The organism is Bradyrhizobium sp. USDA 4510, assembly GCF_054059095.1.
Genome location: NZ_JBSSBT010000001.1, coordinates 949,847 through 967,236, shown reverse-complemented (window position 1 = coordinate 967,236; position 17,390 = coordinate 949,847). Strand labels below are relative to the sequence as shown.

The window sequence follows — 17,390 nt, the reverse complement described above, 5'->3', positions numbered from 1 at the left end:
TGGCTGACGACTCAACAGAAGCTGTCGTATAAAGCAGACCATCGCGTCAAATGCGACGCCGATCAACTAGGCGCCGAACTCGCCACCCGTGATATCGATGGTCGCCCCAGTAATAAAGCCCGCCATCGGCGACGCCAAAAAGGCAGCGAGGTGCGCTACTTCTTCGGCCGTTCCAAACCGACCGAGTGGAATACGGCTGAGGGCGGAGCGATTGACCGCGGCTCCTGCTGGTCCAGTGAGGTCACTAAGAATCCGACCCGGGGCAATACAATTGACTGTAACTCCGTATGGAGCGAGATCCCGTGCAGCAGCGCGGGTTAACCCGATCAGCCCCGCTTTCGACGCAGCATAATGCGGACCCGCAATTAAAGGCACGGCACGGCCCGCGAGAGAGCCGATGTTGATGATGCGTCCATAGCCGTTTGCAATCATTGTGAGCGCTAAGAGACGTATGAGAATGAATGGACCACTGAGATTGACATCGATGACTCGTGCCCATTCCTGGGTCGACATTTGCGAGAGCCAGGGCACGTTCTGGTCTGCACGCTTTGGAGAGATACCCGCATTATTTACCAAAGCGGTAATTTCACCCCAACGTTTCCGAATCTGATCAACAAATCGGTTCACCTCATTATGCTGAGTGACATCGACCACCGCCGCACAGAGCCGATCGTCGAAACCGCCGCCAAGGCTCTCAAGCGCACGCTGCACGTGATTTTCCCGTGTCGCCACGAAGGCCACTCGGTAGCCATCCGCCAAGAACCGGCGTACGATCTCAAGTCCGATCCCGCGAGCTCCTCCGGTCACGAGTGCGACACACGGATCACCTTCGGTTCTCAACCTTCCCATTGCCATAGTTCCAGCGATCATGAAGAGTGTTCTCCGATCCGCTCAGTGCGCCGGAGTTGGGCTTTCGAATTCGGACAAGGTATCCAACAAATACCTGTCATCTCCTTTGCCTATCAGAGATGATACCTCGCGCGCGGCTGTCCTGCTCCATGGTCGAACAATGACCCTCACCGCGCCACGGGCGTTGGTGCTTTGTCGAGCTCAATTATAGCCTTAGGTACCCTCTCCAAGATGCACTCACACAGCCGTTCTATGTCACCAACCTCATGATCGGCCGTAATACACACCCGAACGCCTGCCTTTCCTTGCGCAACGGTGGGAAAGAAGATCACAGAGGTATAAAATCCTGCTTCGAGGAGCTCTCGGGCGAGTGTAATTGCCTCCGCTTCCGATCCGATAGCAACCATTCTGATCGGAAGCGCATTGCCTTGCTCAGGGGTCTCTACACGACGATCAAACACCTTGATACGGTGTGCCAGCCGTATTTGCCGTTCGGCGAGCTCTGCCGAGCGATGAATCCTGCAAGATCCAAGCGCCGCGCCAACCGCAGCCAAGTTGGGCGCGACGGAAAATGCATAAGGAATCGCGTATCGCCGAAACAGAGCTTCCTGCTCGGCCGTTCCTAACATCAACATGCCGCCCGATGCGCCGAAGCCCTTGGCCAGAGAGGCTGCTATGATCGTACGGTCACCTAGGACTTCAGGGAACTGAGTGCGCGCAAATCCTTCGCCTTGACGTCCAAACAGCGAAATGCCGTGAGCATCGTCAATGTAGAGAAAGAGCCCATAACGCTCCTGGAGCTCACGAAGCTCACTGACGGGCGCGTTCCCTCCCATCGAATAGACACCGTCGCATACATAGGCAACTACTCTCTGTTCACGGCACAAGCGCTCCAGAGCGTCAATATCATTATGCGCGATCGTTTCCACTCGCGTTTCATCGGCAACTACCGGCTTATGATATGCGAGCGACAGATGCGCGATGCGATCGAACACGACCACCGGTTTCGCCCCGTCCGTCAGAAGGCCCGAAGCAAGAAGGGGCATCGCCCCCAGATTGGCGAGCATAACGGTTGAAAAGGCGAGAACCCGGGCACAGAACATCTCCGACAGAGTTGCTTCGAGCTCTGCCAGGAGATCGAAATTGAGTCGTGTTCGTGCACATGACCAATGCAACGACCCATGCGCCTGAATAGCCTCGATCGCGGCAGCCACGATTGCAGGATGATTATCCAGTCCTAAATACGAACACCGCACGAAATCAATGACCTGCGGCCGACCATTAAGTGGTCCGACGCCTAACGCAAAGGCGCGCCCAATCGTGGAGCGTCCATGAACAGCCATGAGACCAGCGTTGTGGGCTGCATCGAAAGATGACCTGCTCTTGTTGATGACGTACGCGGTGTTCCGAAAGTGCTCGCTCTGACGACCATGATCCGAGGCGGCGCTCTGCTGTCCCATTCCGTTCTCCATTCCATCTGTCAAGCCCGTACATCCTACTTGTGCACCACTCGACTTGACGAAGTCGGCTCGAGTTGAAGATTCTCCACATATCTTGAGGAACAGCCTACTCGGCTCTTATTAGCTCAAGCGAACTAACATCAGGTCCTTCGCTTTGACAGCTACTAGATCAAACGGGGTGGTACACTATATTAGGCTGCACATGAGCGCTGCCTCGCAGGATGTACTGTAGGTGCGCGCCTCGTTTACTGCCGACTGGCATGGTGTTCGACTTGATGGAGATCTGCGGGTCAGCTCTCGACCAGCCTCACCTGTAAAGTGGCCTTTTGGTGCATACCAACGTCTCCAACTCTTCCAGTAGTCCTCCTAGACCGCGATAGGGTCGTCGGGTTCTAATTCCATATGCCCCCTTGCCGTGGTCATAGCAGCACTTGTCATTGCTTCAACGATTACACCGATCGCAGGGCCTAAAACATTTGCGGTGCAACGGAATAGCTTCCGCAGGCTGCCGAGGTTGGGACCGCGGAGACCTCTGTCATGTCCAGGATGCTCGATGGCTGTCGAGAAAGCCTGCGAACACATCAACGATAAAGCCTGCGTCGGTACTAGTCATCGGTGTCGAGATCGAAGCCGCAGCGCCGTGCGGCAGGATGATCCCGTTTTCCGCAAAGAAGCGCGTGAGCTGCTTCATCAGAATTGCTGCGGCGGGCGCGGGATAGGCCTCACGATAGTCGTTCGGGACTTCTGCCATCGGATGGATACGGAACAGTGACGCGGCTCCGGTCACGCACAGCGGGGCGCCCCGATTTGAGATGGCGTGACTAATCCCGTTCCGGACCATGTTTCCAATCATCTCAAGATGTGCAAACGCGGCACAATCCAGATGCCGCATTGCGGTAAGACCCGCTGTCATGGACAAGGGATTGGCGGAGAATGTGCCGCCTTGCGGGAGTAATGGCCGGCCCGCTGAGGCGTCAAACACTTTCATCACGTCCTCGCGACCGCCGATTGCTCCAATCGGCAGCCCACCCCCGATGATCTTACCCATCACGATGAGATCTGGAACAAGGCCATAGCGGGCTGAAGCCCCATGGAAGCTCTGCCTGAGATTGAGAACTTCATCAGCAATCACCAGAATGCCATTGTCACTGGCAGCTTCCTGAACCGCTGCAATAAATTCAGGCTTTGGTGCAATTAAGCCACCGCGGCTCGGCATCGGATCTAAAACGATAGCGGCAAGCTTATGCGCATGTCGCGATATCAACTGGCGTACGCCTTCAACATCGTTGAAGCGGAGTACAACCACTTCATCCAGCACACTTGTAGGCATCCCGCGATAAAAGGCCGTAGACGTGGGTTCGAAGGATTTGCCCCAATTTTCCGGCGTGGCTGCTACACTCACCTCACCCCAGTCGTAGGCGCCGTGATAGGCGCCCTCGAGCTTGGCGATTTTTGAACGTCCGGTGTAGGCCCGCGCAGCCTTGATCGCAAACAGCACGGCCTCACTCCCCGTATTGACGAAGCGAACACGATCAACCCGCGGAATCCGGGCACCAAGTAGTTCAGCGAGTTCGATTTCACTCTTTGTTGGATGGGCGAAGCACGTGCCGCGCTGGAGTTGACGAACTACCGCTTCTACGACCGGCGCGAAGGCATGACCGTGGATCAATGTCGTAAAGTTACAATTGAGATCCAGATATCGGCGTCCATCGACATCGAATAGATAGCTGCCCAATCCGCGCTCGATATAGATCGGCACTGGATCCCGCTCGATCGTCACTCGCGACGTGCCATCAGGGAAAACCAGCCGCGCGCGGGCAAAGCTGTCCTCAGACCTCTGTCCCACACGCGCGTTTACCGCGATAGACGAACCTGCAAACCACTTGTCCACGGTATCCTCATCGATGTATTTTGCCGTTCCTGGTGAGTTGGCCGAGCGCTACTTCTCGCAGAGCTCCTCTTCCGGATCATTGCCATTCGGGGTTGGGTTCCGGAGCGCCGGTGCTTCGCCGGAGTGAGATCGAAACGATCCAGGTATTCCGGCGCTCACCTGGACCTCAGAATAAGAGATGAACGGGATCACCTTCCTCCTGCAAGCTCCAATGATACTCATCTTGCCTAGCCAACGCCCGACAAGCCCCGGCAATTCAAGTACCGTCAGTGCGAAGGTAGCGACGCTACTACTGAATGCACCTCATGCGCGCCGGTCGCACTAGCTGGTTCGGCCGCTTCGCGGTTTGGGAAAGCGGCGAATATCATGATGTCACCATGGCGCGTAGGGGCGAACCATTCCGGTGATCCTGCGGCGGACCGCGATCGTTGCCGGCGAAAAGCAAATCGCATTTGGCTTCGACGACTGTAACCGAATGAGACACTCGCGCTGCATCATCACGAACCTGCTCAAGAAGACCGCCTCTTGCAGAGGAAGCAGTATGGGCCAAGACTCGCTTGCGTTGCCGATCGGCGCCTAATTCTTACGGCCAGCATTTCGCGGCTGCGCACCAGAGCTAATTGCGCGACCGTGACGATGACACAGCTAGAAGCAGCTCGGTTCTATCGTGACGCTCTACCTGGCTCCTCAACTCCTCGCCGGTGAGCCAAATAAGCCAATCATCGTCCGCGATGTCCTCTTCCACCAACCGTAGTATCGCCCCGCCTGGTTCACGATGAAGCATTTCGTATTGCGAAACGAGACCCTTATCCAGGGAGAAGCTCGCCACAAGTGAACACAAGAAATCAGGAGCCCACATGGCAAAAGACAAGCCATGTGCTATTCCCGCAGCGATCTTCGCCAGCCCATGTCCTCTAAAGTCTCTGCGGACCCAAAGATCTCCGTGGTAGGCTACTTTTCCCTTTAACTCCTTTGCACTTTGCGCTGTGCAAATACAATGGTCCCCGGGATGTGCATCTATGGTCGGGTTCGCGTAGAATGCTTTCAGAGATTGCAGATGTTCTGCAAAGTTGCTCTGCGAAAGATCAAATAGTCGAGCAGCGTCTGTGAGCGCGATCTCACTATTCTTGTCAACCCCTATGATCCAATACCCCTCGCCCGGCTTAATTGGCGAGCGATCCGGCCGGAAACTTGGATATGTCGGCTTCTTTGTTGGGGTGGCCCGTGTGATCGCGACGTACTCATCAAAATCGATTCCCATCGAAAGCTTGATGCCTCTCTGGGCAGCAGCCTCGTCATATACTTGAAGGAAACGAGAGACTTGCAACGGATTAACTATCCCCGTCATGGATGCATCCCGCTCCTGTCGTAATGATGCGCCTTCAGGCCTAGTCGACCAACGAGTAAATGAGAGTACAGCGGCAACAATGAATCGCAGCACTACCTACTCTGGTGAGTTGTTCGATGCTTGAGGAAACGGTGTTGGCATTTGTCAGAATTCAAGGGGCAGAAAAGCGTTCTTGCGCGGTAGCGTGCCGCGATGGGCGTAGCCGGGCTAGTCCGACCGCTGGCAATCGTTGCCAATATCCCTTCATGAACCGCCATGAGCGGGACGCACCGGCCACTCCCGATTGATGAAATCGACACGGCTCCTGAAGATTATCAACAATCGCTGACGAGACCTACGGACAGACTGCCTTGTAAAGCCGGAACGAACGACGCCCCGTGAACCCAGCCGAAGAAGGGTTAACGGTGGAAGAGCTGCGCTCATCTCTCAGCCGCTCTGATCTAAGGGAACAAGTGGACCATTTCCGGCTTTAGAGTTTCGCGCTCCCGCCACACACCACGGCTTCGACATCACATGATCGGACTCTCGTCTCCTGTGAGAACAACATCGCAGATGCACTGTCCCGGCCTGCACTTAGCTTAGCCTGGACCCGAATGACTATTTGTACTCCCGCTCCGTCCACCATGGAAAATAATCAGGCATGTCCGCCGAGACCTTATCCTTGAAGACCGGCGGGCGCTTCTCCAGGAAGGACATCACGCCTTCCCTCGCGTCTGCAGAACGACCGCGCGTATAGAAGTCGCGGCTATCGATTTTGTGGGCTTCCATGGGATCGTCGGCGCCCAGCATGCGCCACATGCTCTGCCGGATCAGCGCAATCGACACGGGCGCCGTCTTCGCGGCGAAATCACGGGCCAGCGCATGTGCCGTCGGCAGCAGTTGATCGGGCGGCACCACCTTGCTGACCAGCCTGCCGGCGAGCGCTTCCTGTGCCGGAAATACTCGCCCACTGTAGCACCACTCCAGCGCCTGCGAGATGCCGACGATGCGCGGCAGGAACCAGCTCGAGGCTGCCTCCGGCACGACGCCACGCTGGGAGAACACAAAGCCAAAGCGCGCGGCTTCGGACGCGATGCGGATATCCATCGCGAGCTGGATGGTGAGGCCCATGCCGATCGCCGGCCCATTCACCGCGGCGATTATGGGCTTCAGGCATTTGAAGATACGCAACGTGAGCCGGCCGCCGCTGTCGCGGAGGTTCGGATCGCTATAATCCACTGTGCCGTCGGGTAGCCGTTTCACCTGACGCCATGCGTCGATGTCAAACGTGTCAGGCCCCCGGGAAAGATCGGCGCCCGCGGAAAAGGCGCGACCTTCGCCGGTCACGATCATGGCGCGGACATTATCGTCGTTCTCGGCGCGGTCGAAGGCGTCCATCAGTTCCTGCTGCATAGTGGAGCTGAAGGCGTTGAGCTTCTCGGGCCGGTTCAAAGCGATGGTGAGGATCTGCTCGGCGACCTCATATTTGATGGTCTCGTAGGCCACGGGCGATTCCTTCACTTGCCGTCCCAATGAGCAGCAGGGCTCAAGTCATTACAAGCCTGGTATGCTTCAGCTAAGGATTCCTCGAATATCTCAAGGCCTTCATTTAGTGTATCAGAGTCAATCGTGAGTGCAGGCAAGAACTTTACGACCTGATCGGCGGGTCCGCATCGCTCGACAACTAAACCCTTCTCAAATGCCTTGAGTGCCGTTGCCTTCGCTATCTCCGTCACCTGGCAGTCAAACCCCAACGCCATGCCGCGCCCTCGGACGGCGAAAGCGTTTCCATGCCCAGATGCAATGGTCTCGAGCCTGCTCCGCATAAAATCCCCCACGCGCTGCACACCCTGAGAGAACGTACTACTGCGCCAATAGATATCTACAGCTGCAGTCGCAGATACCAGCGCAAGGTTATTTCCGCGGAACGTACCTATGTATTCTCCTGGCTGCCATGCGTCGAACTCCTCCTTAATTAACAACATCGACAATGGCAGACCGTACCCACTTAGCGACTTCGACAATACGACAATATCGGGCGATAACGCTGCGAACTCGAAGCTAAAGAACTCACCCGTCCGGCCACAGCCCATCTGGACATCGTCAACTATGAAAAGGGCGCCAACATCTTTGGCTATGGCCTGAACTGCTTGCAGCCATCGCTTGCTGGCTACATTTATGCCCCCTTCGCCTTGCACAGTTTCGACAAGAATGGCAGCTGGCAAGTCGGTGCCACTGCTCTCGTCTATCAACACCTTTCGCAAGTAGTCAGCCGTGTCCACACCCGGCCCTAAATAGCCGTCATAAGGTGCGAAGGTTACGCCAGACAACGAAACGCCGCTGGATTTCCGGTAAAAGCGATTACCGCTCGCAGCAATCGCGCCTAGGCTCATGCCGTGATATCCATGGGTGAATGAAATGATATTTTGACGTCCTGTGACTTTGCGCGACAGCTTTAAAGCTGCCTCGACTGCATTAGCGCCAGTTGGCCCCGTGAATTGGAATCGGTATTGCAAACTCCGTTCCCGAAGTATGACAGAAGTGAAAGTCTCCATGAACTTGAGCTTCGCGGGAGTGGTCATGTCAAGACCGTGGACCACGGCATCCGACGCTAGATAATCAGTGATAGCAGCTTTGATCCGGTGATTGTTGTGGCCGTAGTTCAGCGCTCCTGCGCCGGAGAGAAAGTCGATGACCTTACGACCGTTATCCGTTAACATGATGGAGCCACGCGCGAGGCTGAAAATTGCCGGAAACGAACGCGAGTATGAACGGACATTTGATTCTAATGTTTCGAGTGTCTGCATACTACGGGGCTCGATGTTACGTGGTCCGCCAATCGTTGCTTTCATCGCACGTCGTCTCCTCTCCGTGGTTCAACCTCTCTCGCCCGCATGTGCTAGCGATCGGAATGAGCGGCGGCCTCGGCAGAGCAAAGTGCACGCGCATCGCGCGCGGCTGCACTCACTTACCTGAGAACCGGCAACAACGAACCTACTAAGTTTCGTAGCATTCGGAGCCACGGCGCTGTGGACTCTAGAACAGTGCAGCGCTTTTCAGAATTACAGCAAGCCGTTTTCGGGCCGGCAGCTCGAAAGCGATTAGCGCTGGGATGCGCACCTGTTGGCGCCCCAGTCGGCAAGGTCTCGGACCCGGTTTTGTAGGCCGGCAATAAAGTATGTGGTTGCTGTGAAGTCGGCTTGATTGCCGTGTTCGAAGCAAATGCCCCAGCATGCGATCTGGCTGCAGTACACTCGATCCAGCTTCGGGCGGCTTCACGCAGATTGCCGTTGCCAGAGCAAGTGAACTCCACTGCGTCGGCTTCGGCGGCTCCACAGATCACGCCCGTGACGCATCTCATATTCCGTTCCGTATGCCGCATGTCCTCCCTAACCGAGGCGCGAAAAGGTGGATGCGCTGGCGGAAGCGCACGTCGAGCGGACGCAACCGTGGCGCGTCGTTAAGATACCGGACTGTGACGCCGATTTCCAGAATATGCCGGTTTCTGGGATTCATAAGAAAGGAGATCAAGGATCCCGGCGCGCGGCTCGCCCTTCCGTGGCTTCCACCCGAGCAACCGAAGCATTTACGTACGACTCTCGTCCTTGAGACCGCACTTGGTGATAGTGTACACCACGCCTTGCGACTTAAGGAATGTTTTTTCGAATAAGAATGACCTTCAACTTTGTCGAGGCCGCAGAGAAAGCGCCGACGCGGCTTAGAGTCTACTACCTGCCGACACTCCTCTCTTGCGTGGAGTATATCGGTGAATTGAGGTAATCAGAGGACAGCCTCAAGTGGAGACCGGCCGCGCTTTGCGATATAATGAGTCGCAAGCCAGTGTGCCAAGCCTGGACCTGCGATCATCTTGGCCGAGGGCGTTCACTTGTCAATCTGATGACTCCTTTTTCACTTTTGCGAGCTCCTCTTCGGAGAGCATCGCCGTGCCAATGATTCCCTCCATCTCCAATTGTTTGACCTCAACGTCAGAGAGCCCGAGAGATTCTGAGAGTATCTCTCTATTGTGTTGCCCCAGCGTCGGCGCGGCTACGCGGATCACATAGGGAGCTTCAGCTTCGCGAATCGGCATTGAGGGTTGCGGATGCTGGCCAACGAAAGCGCGTTCGACTTCCTGCAGAAACCCGCGCGATCTGAGATGCCGATCACCGAGCAGATCAATGGGCAAGCGAGCCACGCCGGCCGCAACCTTTGTCGCCTGCAATTCGGACATCGCTTGATCCGCACCGCGAATCAGCGTCCAGGTTTCGATGCCTCTCTCGATTACATCCTCGATGCCGCGGCGACCTTCCGGCGATTGCAGCGATACATCGGTCGCCCAATCTGGCCGGCCAATAAGTATAGCGAGCCTCTGCCACATTTCCTGGTCCGTCGCAGCTATCACGATCCAGTCGTCGTCACCTGCACATCTGAAGCAACCATGGGGCACAAACTGTGGATGTCGATTCCCATGCCTTTTCGGCGGCATACCGCTGATCGAGTGGACGGTGATCCATGGCGCGGCAAACGGCAGCATGCATTCGATCTGCGCAAGATCAACGAACCGCCCTCGCCCGGTATTGCGTGCTTGAATCAACGCAACCAAAGCTGCAGCACAGCCGTTCAACCCGCCAACGGCATCCCCGAAGGCGACGTGGCTCATCACGGGTGGCTCGTCGGGGCCTCCGACCACGTTTGGCAAGCCCGAGCCCTGCTCAAGAGTCGAACCGTAGGCCCGACAATCGCGATGGACACTGTTCGTGCCAAAGGCTGACATCGATATCATGACAAGGCGTGGGTTGAGCGTTCTTATCACCTCATAATCAAGCCCAAGCTTCGGCAGCACGTCGACCGAATAGTTGCTGACACAGACATCGGCCCGCGCCAACAGCTGCTTGGCGAGAGCAAGGCCCTGCGGCCGCCTCAGGTCAAGTGTAATACCGCGCTTGTTGCGGTTCATGATGCAGAAGCGTGCCGTCTTTTCGTACAGCCTGCGGTCGATGTAAGCGGGCCGCCGGTCAACTCCGCGCCACCAATCCGGATACTGAATGGCCTCGATCTTGATGACGTCGGCGCCGAGATCAGCCAATGTGCGCGTACACAATGGGCCCGCCCAGCCCATCGAGAAGTCGATAACGCGTATCCCCTGCAATGGGAGCTGGCCAGCATCGATACAGACCAATGACGCCGGCACAGCACCCGTCTGATGTCTTCGCATATTCGCGAACGGCTGCTGCTCGCCGGGAGCCGGCACCTTTCGGGCCTCACGCGGCGCTAATGTCATTCGCTGCATTGAGCCAACCGTCAGCCCCTTTTCTTCGCCAAGCAGAACAGGCACGATTGCGCCGCGCGCCTTCTTCTCCGTGTCCTGCACCAGATCGGATATTTCGGGTACCGGCACGATCGGAAGCTTGCGCCTTAGAGCCTCCGCAAACCATTCCTGCGCTGTTCGCTTCTTCAGCCGCGGCATAAACTGTTGTTCGATCTGTTCCATGTGCTGCAGACGATCTTCGACGAGGAACAGAGCCGGATCATCACGTAATTGGGACAGGTCAAGCATGTCGCAGAATGCGCGCCATTGTGCTGGCGTGCCTGCCGTGATGCCGAGCCAACCTTTTTTGGTTTCGTAAATACCAGTTGGAAAGTTCGGCCAGAAACGATTGATGCCAATCCGGCGCATCACATTGCCGCGCGTGAATGCCTCGAACATGAGATACTCGGACAGAGCCAGACTCGATTCGAAAATGTTGAGCGACCACGAGCGACCTGATCCGCCCTGCATTCGTGAAAGTTCTGAAGAAGCCACCGCGATGAAGCCCCACAGGCCGGCGATGATACCCGTCTGAAAGTCCGGTGAATGCAACGGCGGGCCATCGACCGGCCCAACCAGCTTGATGAGGCCAGCCAGGGCGCGGACGGTCGAGTCGGTTGCGGCGAAGGCCGCATAGGGGCCCTCGCGGCCGAACCAGCTCGCTTCAAGGTAAATCAAAGCGGGGCGTCGCCGCCGGATTGACGCAATATCAATGCGCGGGCAATCCGCGGAATCAACATCGCGGCCATCGATCAGAATGTCGCAATGCTCGATCAGTTCCGTCAGGTGCATGACCGCGCCCGCGTCGGCTGCATTGATAATGATGCTTGACTTGTTAAAGTTCAAGAATCCAAACCAAGCACTCTGGCCACCTGGGGTTAGTGGCTCGCTGTGACGAAGTGGATCGCCTGCTGGCGGCTCGACCTTCTGAACATCGGCACCGAAATCGGCAAAAAGCCGGGCGCAATAACTGCTTGCGGCCGAGCTACCGATCTCAACGACCCGCAGGTGCGAGAACACTTCCATTGACGTCTCCGCCTTCCCGCCTATGCCGATGCTCCGGAACCCATCGGTCATGTGATTTGACTCCTTAAAAGACGGCGTGCACGCGGCCGCTTTACTAAGCTGAATGAGTGGGCGCACTCGCCCGGTGCAAGGCGGCGGCACCGGACCGGGCGAAGATTTGCCATACTACACAGTCGTCTCTCACAGGGCGCGATCATGTTCATGGTGCCCAACCGCGGCAGGTTAGTTCTGCCCCCCTAGCGAACATTCGTGAGATGTGACCTATGGTCGCGATCTTTTCTCCCTCGCGCTCGACCATGAAGGCGGGCGTATCGCACAGCCTTGCCATCACGAGGTCGAATGCGGTGCAAAGCTGCAGAAAGCGCACGGCTCTGTCTTGCACGATTGCGCCGCCCAAACGCTTGTGGGTGCAGGCGATCATGCCGAACGGCTTGCCCTCGGAAGAAGGGCACCGTCGGGCTCCGGGAGTACGCGCCGTCCTCTAATGTTCCACGAGAATGCCGATGATGCCGTCAAAACTTGAAAGAGACCGCGCCCGCCTCGGCACGATAGCGAACTGCAAGTGCTACCGCCGTCGATTGGGTCCAGCCCAGCCGTACCGATCGACCTCTTTTTTTTTGCAGTGGCAACATCCTAGCAGCTGAAATTGGCGACAATTGCGATCGAAGCGGCAAACAACACTCACGACAGACGCCAGGCCGGAAAGTTTAGCAGAATGTACCAACGGTCGGCCTTCGAGGCTGGCCACGCCGAGCCGATTGGTATCGCTTCGGCCGCCCTTCGGCCCATCTGCGCAGGACACCAGCGGCTCCGCAACAGCTCGGGCAAAATTGCCGTGTGGTCGAGCTTTTGGTGATTTATGCCCTGAGCTCTGGCGAGCACATCGTAGTCGCAGGCAACCACTAGGTAGCAAGCGGCTTCTTCCCGGAATGGAAAAATGCTGATCGTCGACGCTCTCGACGAACCCGGCTCGTACCCTGTTCCTGATCAGGTCCGTAGTCGCTGCATAACATTTTCGCGTGCTATGCACTGGTTGGTTCCGAAACTTCGCTCCGCCGATTTCGGTGTTCCGAAACTCTCCAGTCCGCCGAATAGCATCAGGGATAGCTGTTTGCAGTTGCATTTCATTCTCAGCCATGACGACGGCTCCACCGCTCGGATACCCTGGCACGATAGCGACATCGGGCAGAATTAGTGGTTCAGTTACAAATGCTACGGAATGCTCGCGGCCGCCATGGTTCATCGAATTAAACCACTGACTCCGTCGCTTGGACAACCACCAGATCAGACAGCTCCGTTAGTAGCAGCGCCCCTCGGCTCTTGCCGTCGTCTCGATTGACTATCGCGTCAGGTGCCGTGGCTAGAGCGTGATGTTAGGTTCAACGACCGTGCCAAATCCGATAGGCAATCCGCGCACCTGCATAAGGAACGAAGGATACCCTCGCGTGAGGCGTCCGCGCCTCGCCAAATCGGTTATCGTCTTTTTCGCGAGCGGTTCAAATCGCGAAGCTGTTCGTCCTTTTTGTGCCGCTGGCCGAAGCAAAGTAGTTGGAAGTTGGTCGGCGTCGCGCGACGTCTGCCGGACAACCAGCTCCCTCAACAGGACAGACGCTTACCTTACCTCCGGTCTTTCACTTGTCACCCTCAACCTCGGTATTTTCCCGAACGACGTACGGTGGCTCAGCAAGCGGGCCGCGGTCTGGCTCGCGCTGTATTCGCTCCTCTTTTGATACGCAGTCGCTAACTTCGTGTCGACTTGACAGCAGCCGGCATTAGTTTCTCGGCTCGCGTTTAGTCTATCTTGGTAGGACAATCCTCGCGTGCTTTCCATCATCCTAATCATTGACTGATTGATGGATGTGCGCACTGCCTTGGCGGTAGATCGTCTTCAAGGCTCGTGCCTCGAATATCTCTGGGGATGATATTCCTGTTGATCCCGACCGCGTTTCTGGTGTCAATTCCTTGTGGCGCCTAGCAGGCCGAGCGCGGGCAGGTATCGAAGTTAGACGTACGAGGCACGTTTGTGACACATCAACCAGAGCGTGGTTCGCGCACGGATCCCTCCTGGGCGACGGATGCCACTAGTGTGCCGTCGGGCTTGAAGATCAGCCCTCGCGTGACAGCGCGTCCGCCATGCGCGCTCGGCGAGTCCTGAGCGTAGAGCAGCCATTCATCGGCACGGAACGAACGGTGAAACCACATCGCATGGTCAAGGCTCGCTGTCACCATGCGGTTCTCGAACAGCGTGCGCCCGTACCGAACCATGGCCGCGTCAAGCAGTGGATAATCCGAGGCATAGGCGAGCGCGCAGATATGCAGCGATGGCTCATCGGGCAGCCTTGTCGCTATCCTGAACCAGATATGAAAGCGTCCATCCTCAATCTTCTGGCCCATATAACGGCCGATCTCGACCGGATGCAGCTCGAGCGCATAATTGCGGCGGATGAATTCCGGCCTTTCGGGAAAGATCGGCTGTTTTGCCGTTTTCTCCGCGCAGAGCGTTCTCGGCGAAGGCACGTCGGGCATCTTGTCTTGGTGCCCGAAAGCGCCCGCCTCTTCGGCGTGAAACGATACCATGGTCGAGAAGATCGCGTTGCCATGCTGGATCGCGGTGACGCGACGTGTCGAATAGCTCTTACCGTCGCGCAGGCGCTCGACCTGATAGATAATTTGAACGTGCGGATCGCCCGGCAGAAGGAAATAGCAGTGTAGCGAATGGGGCAGCCTGCCCTCGACGGTACGGCACGCAGCCACCATGGCCTGCCCGATCACGTGGCCACCGAACACACGTCGCCAAGTTACCTTGGGTCTGGTGCCGCGGAATAGGTTAACCTCGAGGAGCTCGAGATCTAGAATCGTAAGCAGATCAGTCAGACTTTTGGACATAGGCGCTCTAGGCTTTTCGGCGTCGTTCCGAAGCGCTGCATGGCCTTGAACCCAAATCTCGGGGCGGCTCTCTTGAGGATTCCGGGGGATGACGGCATCGGCAATTTGGAGTCTTAGTTTCATGCGTCCGTTTCGTCGCTGCAGACGCAGCCAAGTTTAAGTCCGGGGGCCATACCCAACAGTGAACGTGTCTGGCATTGGTCCGAATCGATTGGGAGTTTCCCCTTGAGGTCCCAAGAGAGAATCTCGAGACCGCCATTGTGGTACGTTTTTTCGCTTCTCCCGTTCCCAGCAAGCGACGTGCCATAAAAGCCGCCATGCAAAGTCTCAATTGAAACGGCATAAACTCACGTCCTTCATGCAACTTAGTGTCGGGTTCCGGACACAGTCGTCTTCAACCGGACACAATGCACACACGACAACGTGCACGTGAAAGGCGACGCTAACCTGTCGGACGACTTTGAGCGCGCGTCGAATCGTTTGAAATACAAGCGCGACCGATTCCTCAGCTTGATTCGTTCATTCGCGCCACAAGTTTGAACGCTCGTTGGTCTTGATGCTGCTTGAAGTAAGCACTGGCTGGAAACGGTTGAGACAGGTCGTTCGCGACGAGCTGCCTCTGAGAATCAATCAACGGACGCGCTTACTGAGGACATCCGTACGTCGATCGGCTCCCGTATTGCTCGCGTCAACGAGCAATTGTTGAACTATCATGTGACCCGAAAACCTTCGGCTCAGCCGACAGACTAAGAAATCATCTCGATACTAAAAAGCTCAGACCAGCGAGCGCTTGAACAAGATACCTCTCGAAGTCTCCAAGCGAAACGGCTTGATCTGACCTTCAAATTTGAGGATTTCCCGCTGGCCGCGAGATCACCATCTCGGAGCTTTCCTTGGCCGTCTCACGTGGCTAAATTAGCTTTTCAAGCAGTCTCTAGCTGCCGCCGAATGGCACTTGCGGGACGGCGATGTCTTGGCGCAAATGATCGGTATTATAGACTGTATCGACGATGACGAGCTGCGCCGGCAGTCTCTCTCGATCAATGCGGCGGATTGTGGTGCATCGCGCTTCTGGTCGGGCCTGATCAGTGGCTTCATTCGCTCCCGGGCCGCGTCCTTCAACGCAAAACGAACCATCAAACAAGGTTGGCTGCCAAAAAGACACGTTGACCCATTCGACCTTACAGAGCGTTTAGCCGACTTGCTTCTTGCTTGCGAACTAGACTAGTACAAGTTGCCTAAATTGGGGGAACCGCGGGATCCCAGGCAAAAGATACCGGTCCGCCCGCAAAACGCTCTCGTACCAGGGAGTCATCGAGCTCTTCCAGTCGATTGATGCCCAGCAGGGCCATGTCGCGATGGATTTCGGTACGCAGAATACTAATGGCGTGCCGCACACCATCTGCTCCAGCCACAGCCGCCGCGTAATTGAACGACCGACCATTGAACACGCAGTGAGCGCCCAGCGACAGCGCCTTAAGCACGTCAGTCCCGCGGCGAATGCCGCCGTCCATCATCACGGTCAGCTTGGGCGCGGCCTTCACGATCTCGGGCAGGACCCGCAACGCGGAAATCGCACCATCAATCTGGCGCCCACCATGGTTTGAAACAATGATACCATCCACACCGAGGTTCTGCGCCTTCGCGGCATCCTGCCACCGCAGGATGCCTTTGATGACCATTGGTCCCTTCCACATCTCGCGCATGACGCCTAGGTGCTGCCATGAGAGGTGATCCCGCGCCTGGAAATCAACTTGCACCTTCGCGGAAAGGATGGGCGCTCCGCGTCCGGCGCGCAAGTTTTCGAAGTGCGGTACTCCGTGCTTCGCCAACGTCCTCAGGAACGTACCGACCAGCCAACGCGGACGGGTTACACCGTCCCACGCAAGGCGCAGGCTGGGTTGAAGAGGCGCGGAGAATCCGTTCTTTGCGTAGCGCTCGGGATTCGGCTGCACAGGAAGGTCCACAGTCACCACAAGCGTGCGGAAGCCCGCGTTGGCGATGCGGGTGACGAGCGCCTCCACACGCGCAAGATCACCTGGCACGTACGCCTGAAACCAAGTATCGGGCGCCATCTCTGCGATGGTCTCCATTGGGATTAGGGAAGCGCCGCTCATGATGGCGGGAATGCCCATCTCCTGAGCAGCCTGTGCGAGCACCACGTCACCGCGATAGCACCACATCGCCGCCATGCCCACTGGCGAAAGGCCGAAGGGGGATTGGTAGCTGCGACCGAACAACTCAATAGCTTGCGAGCGGTGCGTTACCCCTTCCAGCATGCGCGGGACGAAAATATAGCCGTTGAAGTCCGCTCGATTGCAGCACATCGATAGTTCGTTTTCCGTACCGTTGGTGATGTAGCTATAGAGCTGCCGAGGTAATCGCTTGCGAGCTTTCAGCTGGAAGTCCTCGAGTGCGTGAATGTCTTTCAAGAACGTCATTCCAGGATATTACAGGCGCCGCTTCCATGGGGCAATGCAGGACCGAGGCTCTCACGAGTAGAGTCGAAGACTGCGCGCCGAGAGGCCTCGTGTCCGTGTCACGTTTCGCTTCCCCTTCATCGAACGCAGCGTAGGATTTCCTACACTGCGCGCTCCCATTTTGCCTAGCTCCAAGGCTCAATGGCTCTTCCAGCAGGCCCGC

10 protein-coding genes are annotated in these 17,390 nt (G+C 56.8%); 1 reads left to right on the top strand and 9 read right to left on the bottom strand.

Going from position 1 to position 17,390, the window contains the following annotated elements; translation table 11 throughout:
- Positions 1-66 precede the first annotated feature (66 nt).
- The 8 genes from ACVMDN_RS04355 to ACVMDN_RS04320 form a co-directional block, all read right to left on the bottom strand.
- The gene (locus ACVMDN_RS04355) at positions 67-870 is read right to left on the bottom strand and encodes an SDR family oxidoreductase (protein ID WP_456835565.1); all 804 of its coding nucleotides are present in this window, start codon (positions 868-870) and stop codon (positions 67-69) included.
- 146 nt (positions 871-1,016) lie between these two features.
- A complete protein-coding gene (locus tag ACVMDN_RS04350) occupies positions 1,017-2,309 on the bottom strand; it encodes an aminotransferase class I/II-fold pyridoxal phosphate-dependent enzyme (RefSeq protein WP_456835566.1) in 1,293 nt (430 codons plus the stop codon).
- Positions 2,310-2,844: 535 nt separating this feature from the next.
- Entirely contained in the window at positions 2,845-4,200 is a 1,356-nt protein-coding gene (locus ACVMDN_RS04345) for an aspartate aminotransferase family protein (protein WP_456835567.1), read from the bottom strand.
- 616 nt (positions 4,201-4,816) lie between these two features.
- A complete protein-coding gene (locus tag ACVMDN_RS04340) occupies positions 4,817-5,548 on the bottom strand; it encodes a hypothetical protein (protein WP_456835568.1) in 732 nt (243 codons plus the stop codon).
- A 597-nt stretch (positions 5,549-6,145) separates the two neighbouring features.
- The gene (locus ACVMDN_RS04335; protein ID WP_456835569.1) at positions 6,146-7,033 is read right to left on the bottom strand and encodes a crotonase/enoyl-CoA hydratase family protein; all 888 of its coding nucleotides are present in this window, start codon (positions 7,031-7,033) and stop codon (positions 6,146-6,148) included.
- 11 nt (positions 7,034-7,044) lie between these two features.
- Positions 7,045-8,334, bottom strand: coding sequence for a diaminobutyrate--2-oxoglutarate transaminase (ectB, locus tag ACVMDN_RS04330; protein ID WP_456835899.1), 1,290 nt, complete (start codon positions 8,332-8,334; stop codon positions 7,045-7,047).
- Between the two features lie 1,082 nt (positions 8,335-9,416).
- On the bottom strand, positions 9,417-11,912 hold the full coding sequence (locus ACVMDN_RS04325; protein WP_456835570.1) for a CoA transferase: 2,496 nt from the start codon (positions 11,910-11,912) through the stop codon (positions 9,417-9,419).
- Between the two features lie 1,980 nt (positions 11,913-13,892).
- The gene (locus ACVMDN_RS04320) at positions 13,893-14,747 is read right to left on the bottom strand and encodes an acyl-CoA thioesterase (protein ID WP_456835571.1); all 855 of its coding nucleotides are present in this window, start codon (positions 14,745-14,747) and stop codon (positions 13,893-13,895) included.
- A 973-nt stretch (positions 14,748-15,720) separates the two neighbouring features.
- Between ACVMDN_RS04320 and ACVMDN_RS04315 the strand changes: the two genes are divergently transcribed.
- Complete coding sequence (locus ACVMDN_RS04315; RefSeq protein WP_456835572.1) at positions 15,721-15,975, top strand: hypothetical protein; 255 nt, start codon at positions 15,721-15,723, stop codon at positions 15,973-15,975.
- Between the two features lie 10 nt (positions 15,976-15,985).
- On the opposite strand, the gene ACVMDN_RS04310 is transcribed toward ACVMDN_RS04315, so the two are convergent.
- Positions 15,986-17,179 (bottom strand): alpha-hydroxy acid oxidase, encoded by a 1,194-nt coding sequence (locus tag ACVMDN_RS04310; protein ID WP_456835573.1) that lies wholly within the window; start codon positions 17,177-17,179, stop codon positions 15,986-15,988.
- Positions 17,180-17,390: the final 211 nt, after the last annotated feature.

Bases quoted from the DNA above. Each gene is read 5' to 3' on its own strand.
- ACVMDN_RS04340 (WP_456835568.1), bottom strand. From the start codon at position 5,548: ATGACGGGGATAGTTAATCCGTTGCAAGTCTCTCGTTTCCTTCAAGTA.
- ectB (WP_456835899.1), bottom strand. From the start codon at position 8,334: ATGCAGACACTCGAAACATTAGAATCAAATGTCCGTTCATACTCGCGT.
- ACVMDN_RS04350 (WP_456835566.1), bottom strand. From the start codon at position 2,309: ATGGGACAGCAGAGCGCCGCCTCGGATCATGGTCGTCAGAGCGAGCAC.
- ACVMDN_RS04320 (WP_456835571.1), bottom strand. From the start codon at position 14,747: ATGTCCAAAAGTCTGACTGATCTGCTTACGATTCTAGATCTCGAGCTC.
- ACVMDN_RS04355 (WP_456835565.1), bottom strand. From the start codon at position 870: ATGATCGCTGGAACTATGGCAATGGGAAGGTTGAGAACCGAAGGTGAT.
- ACVMDN_RS04325 (WP_456835570.1), bottom strand. From the start codon at position 11,912: ATGACCGATGGGTTCCGGAGCATCGGCATAGGCGGGAAGGCGGAGACG.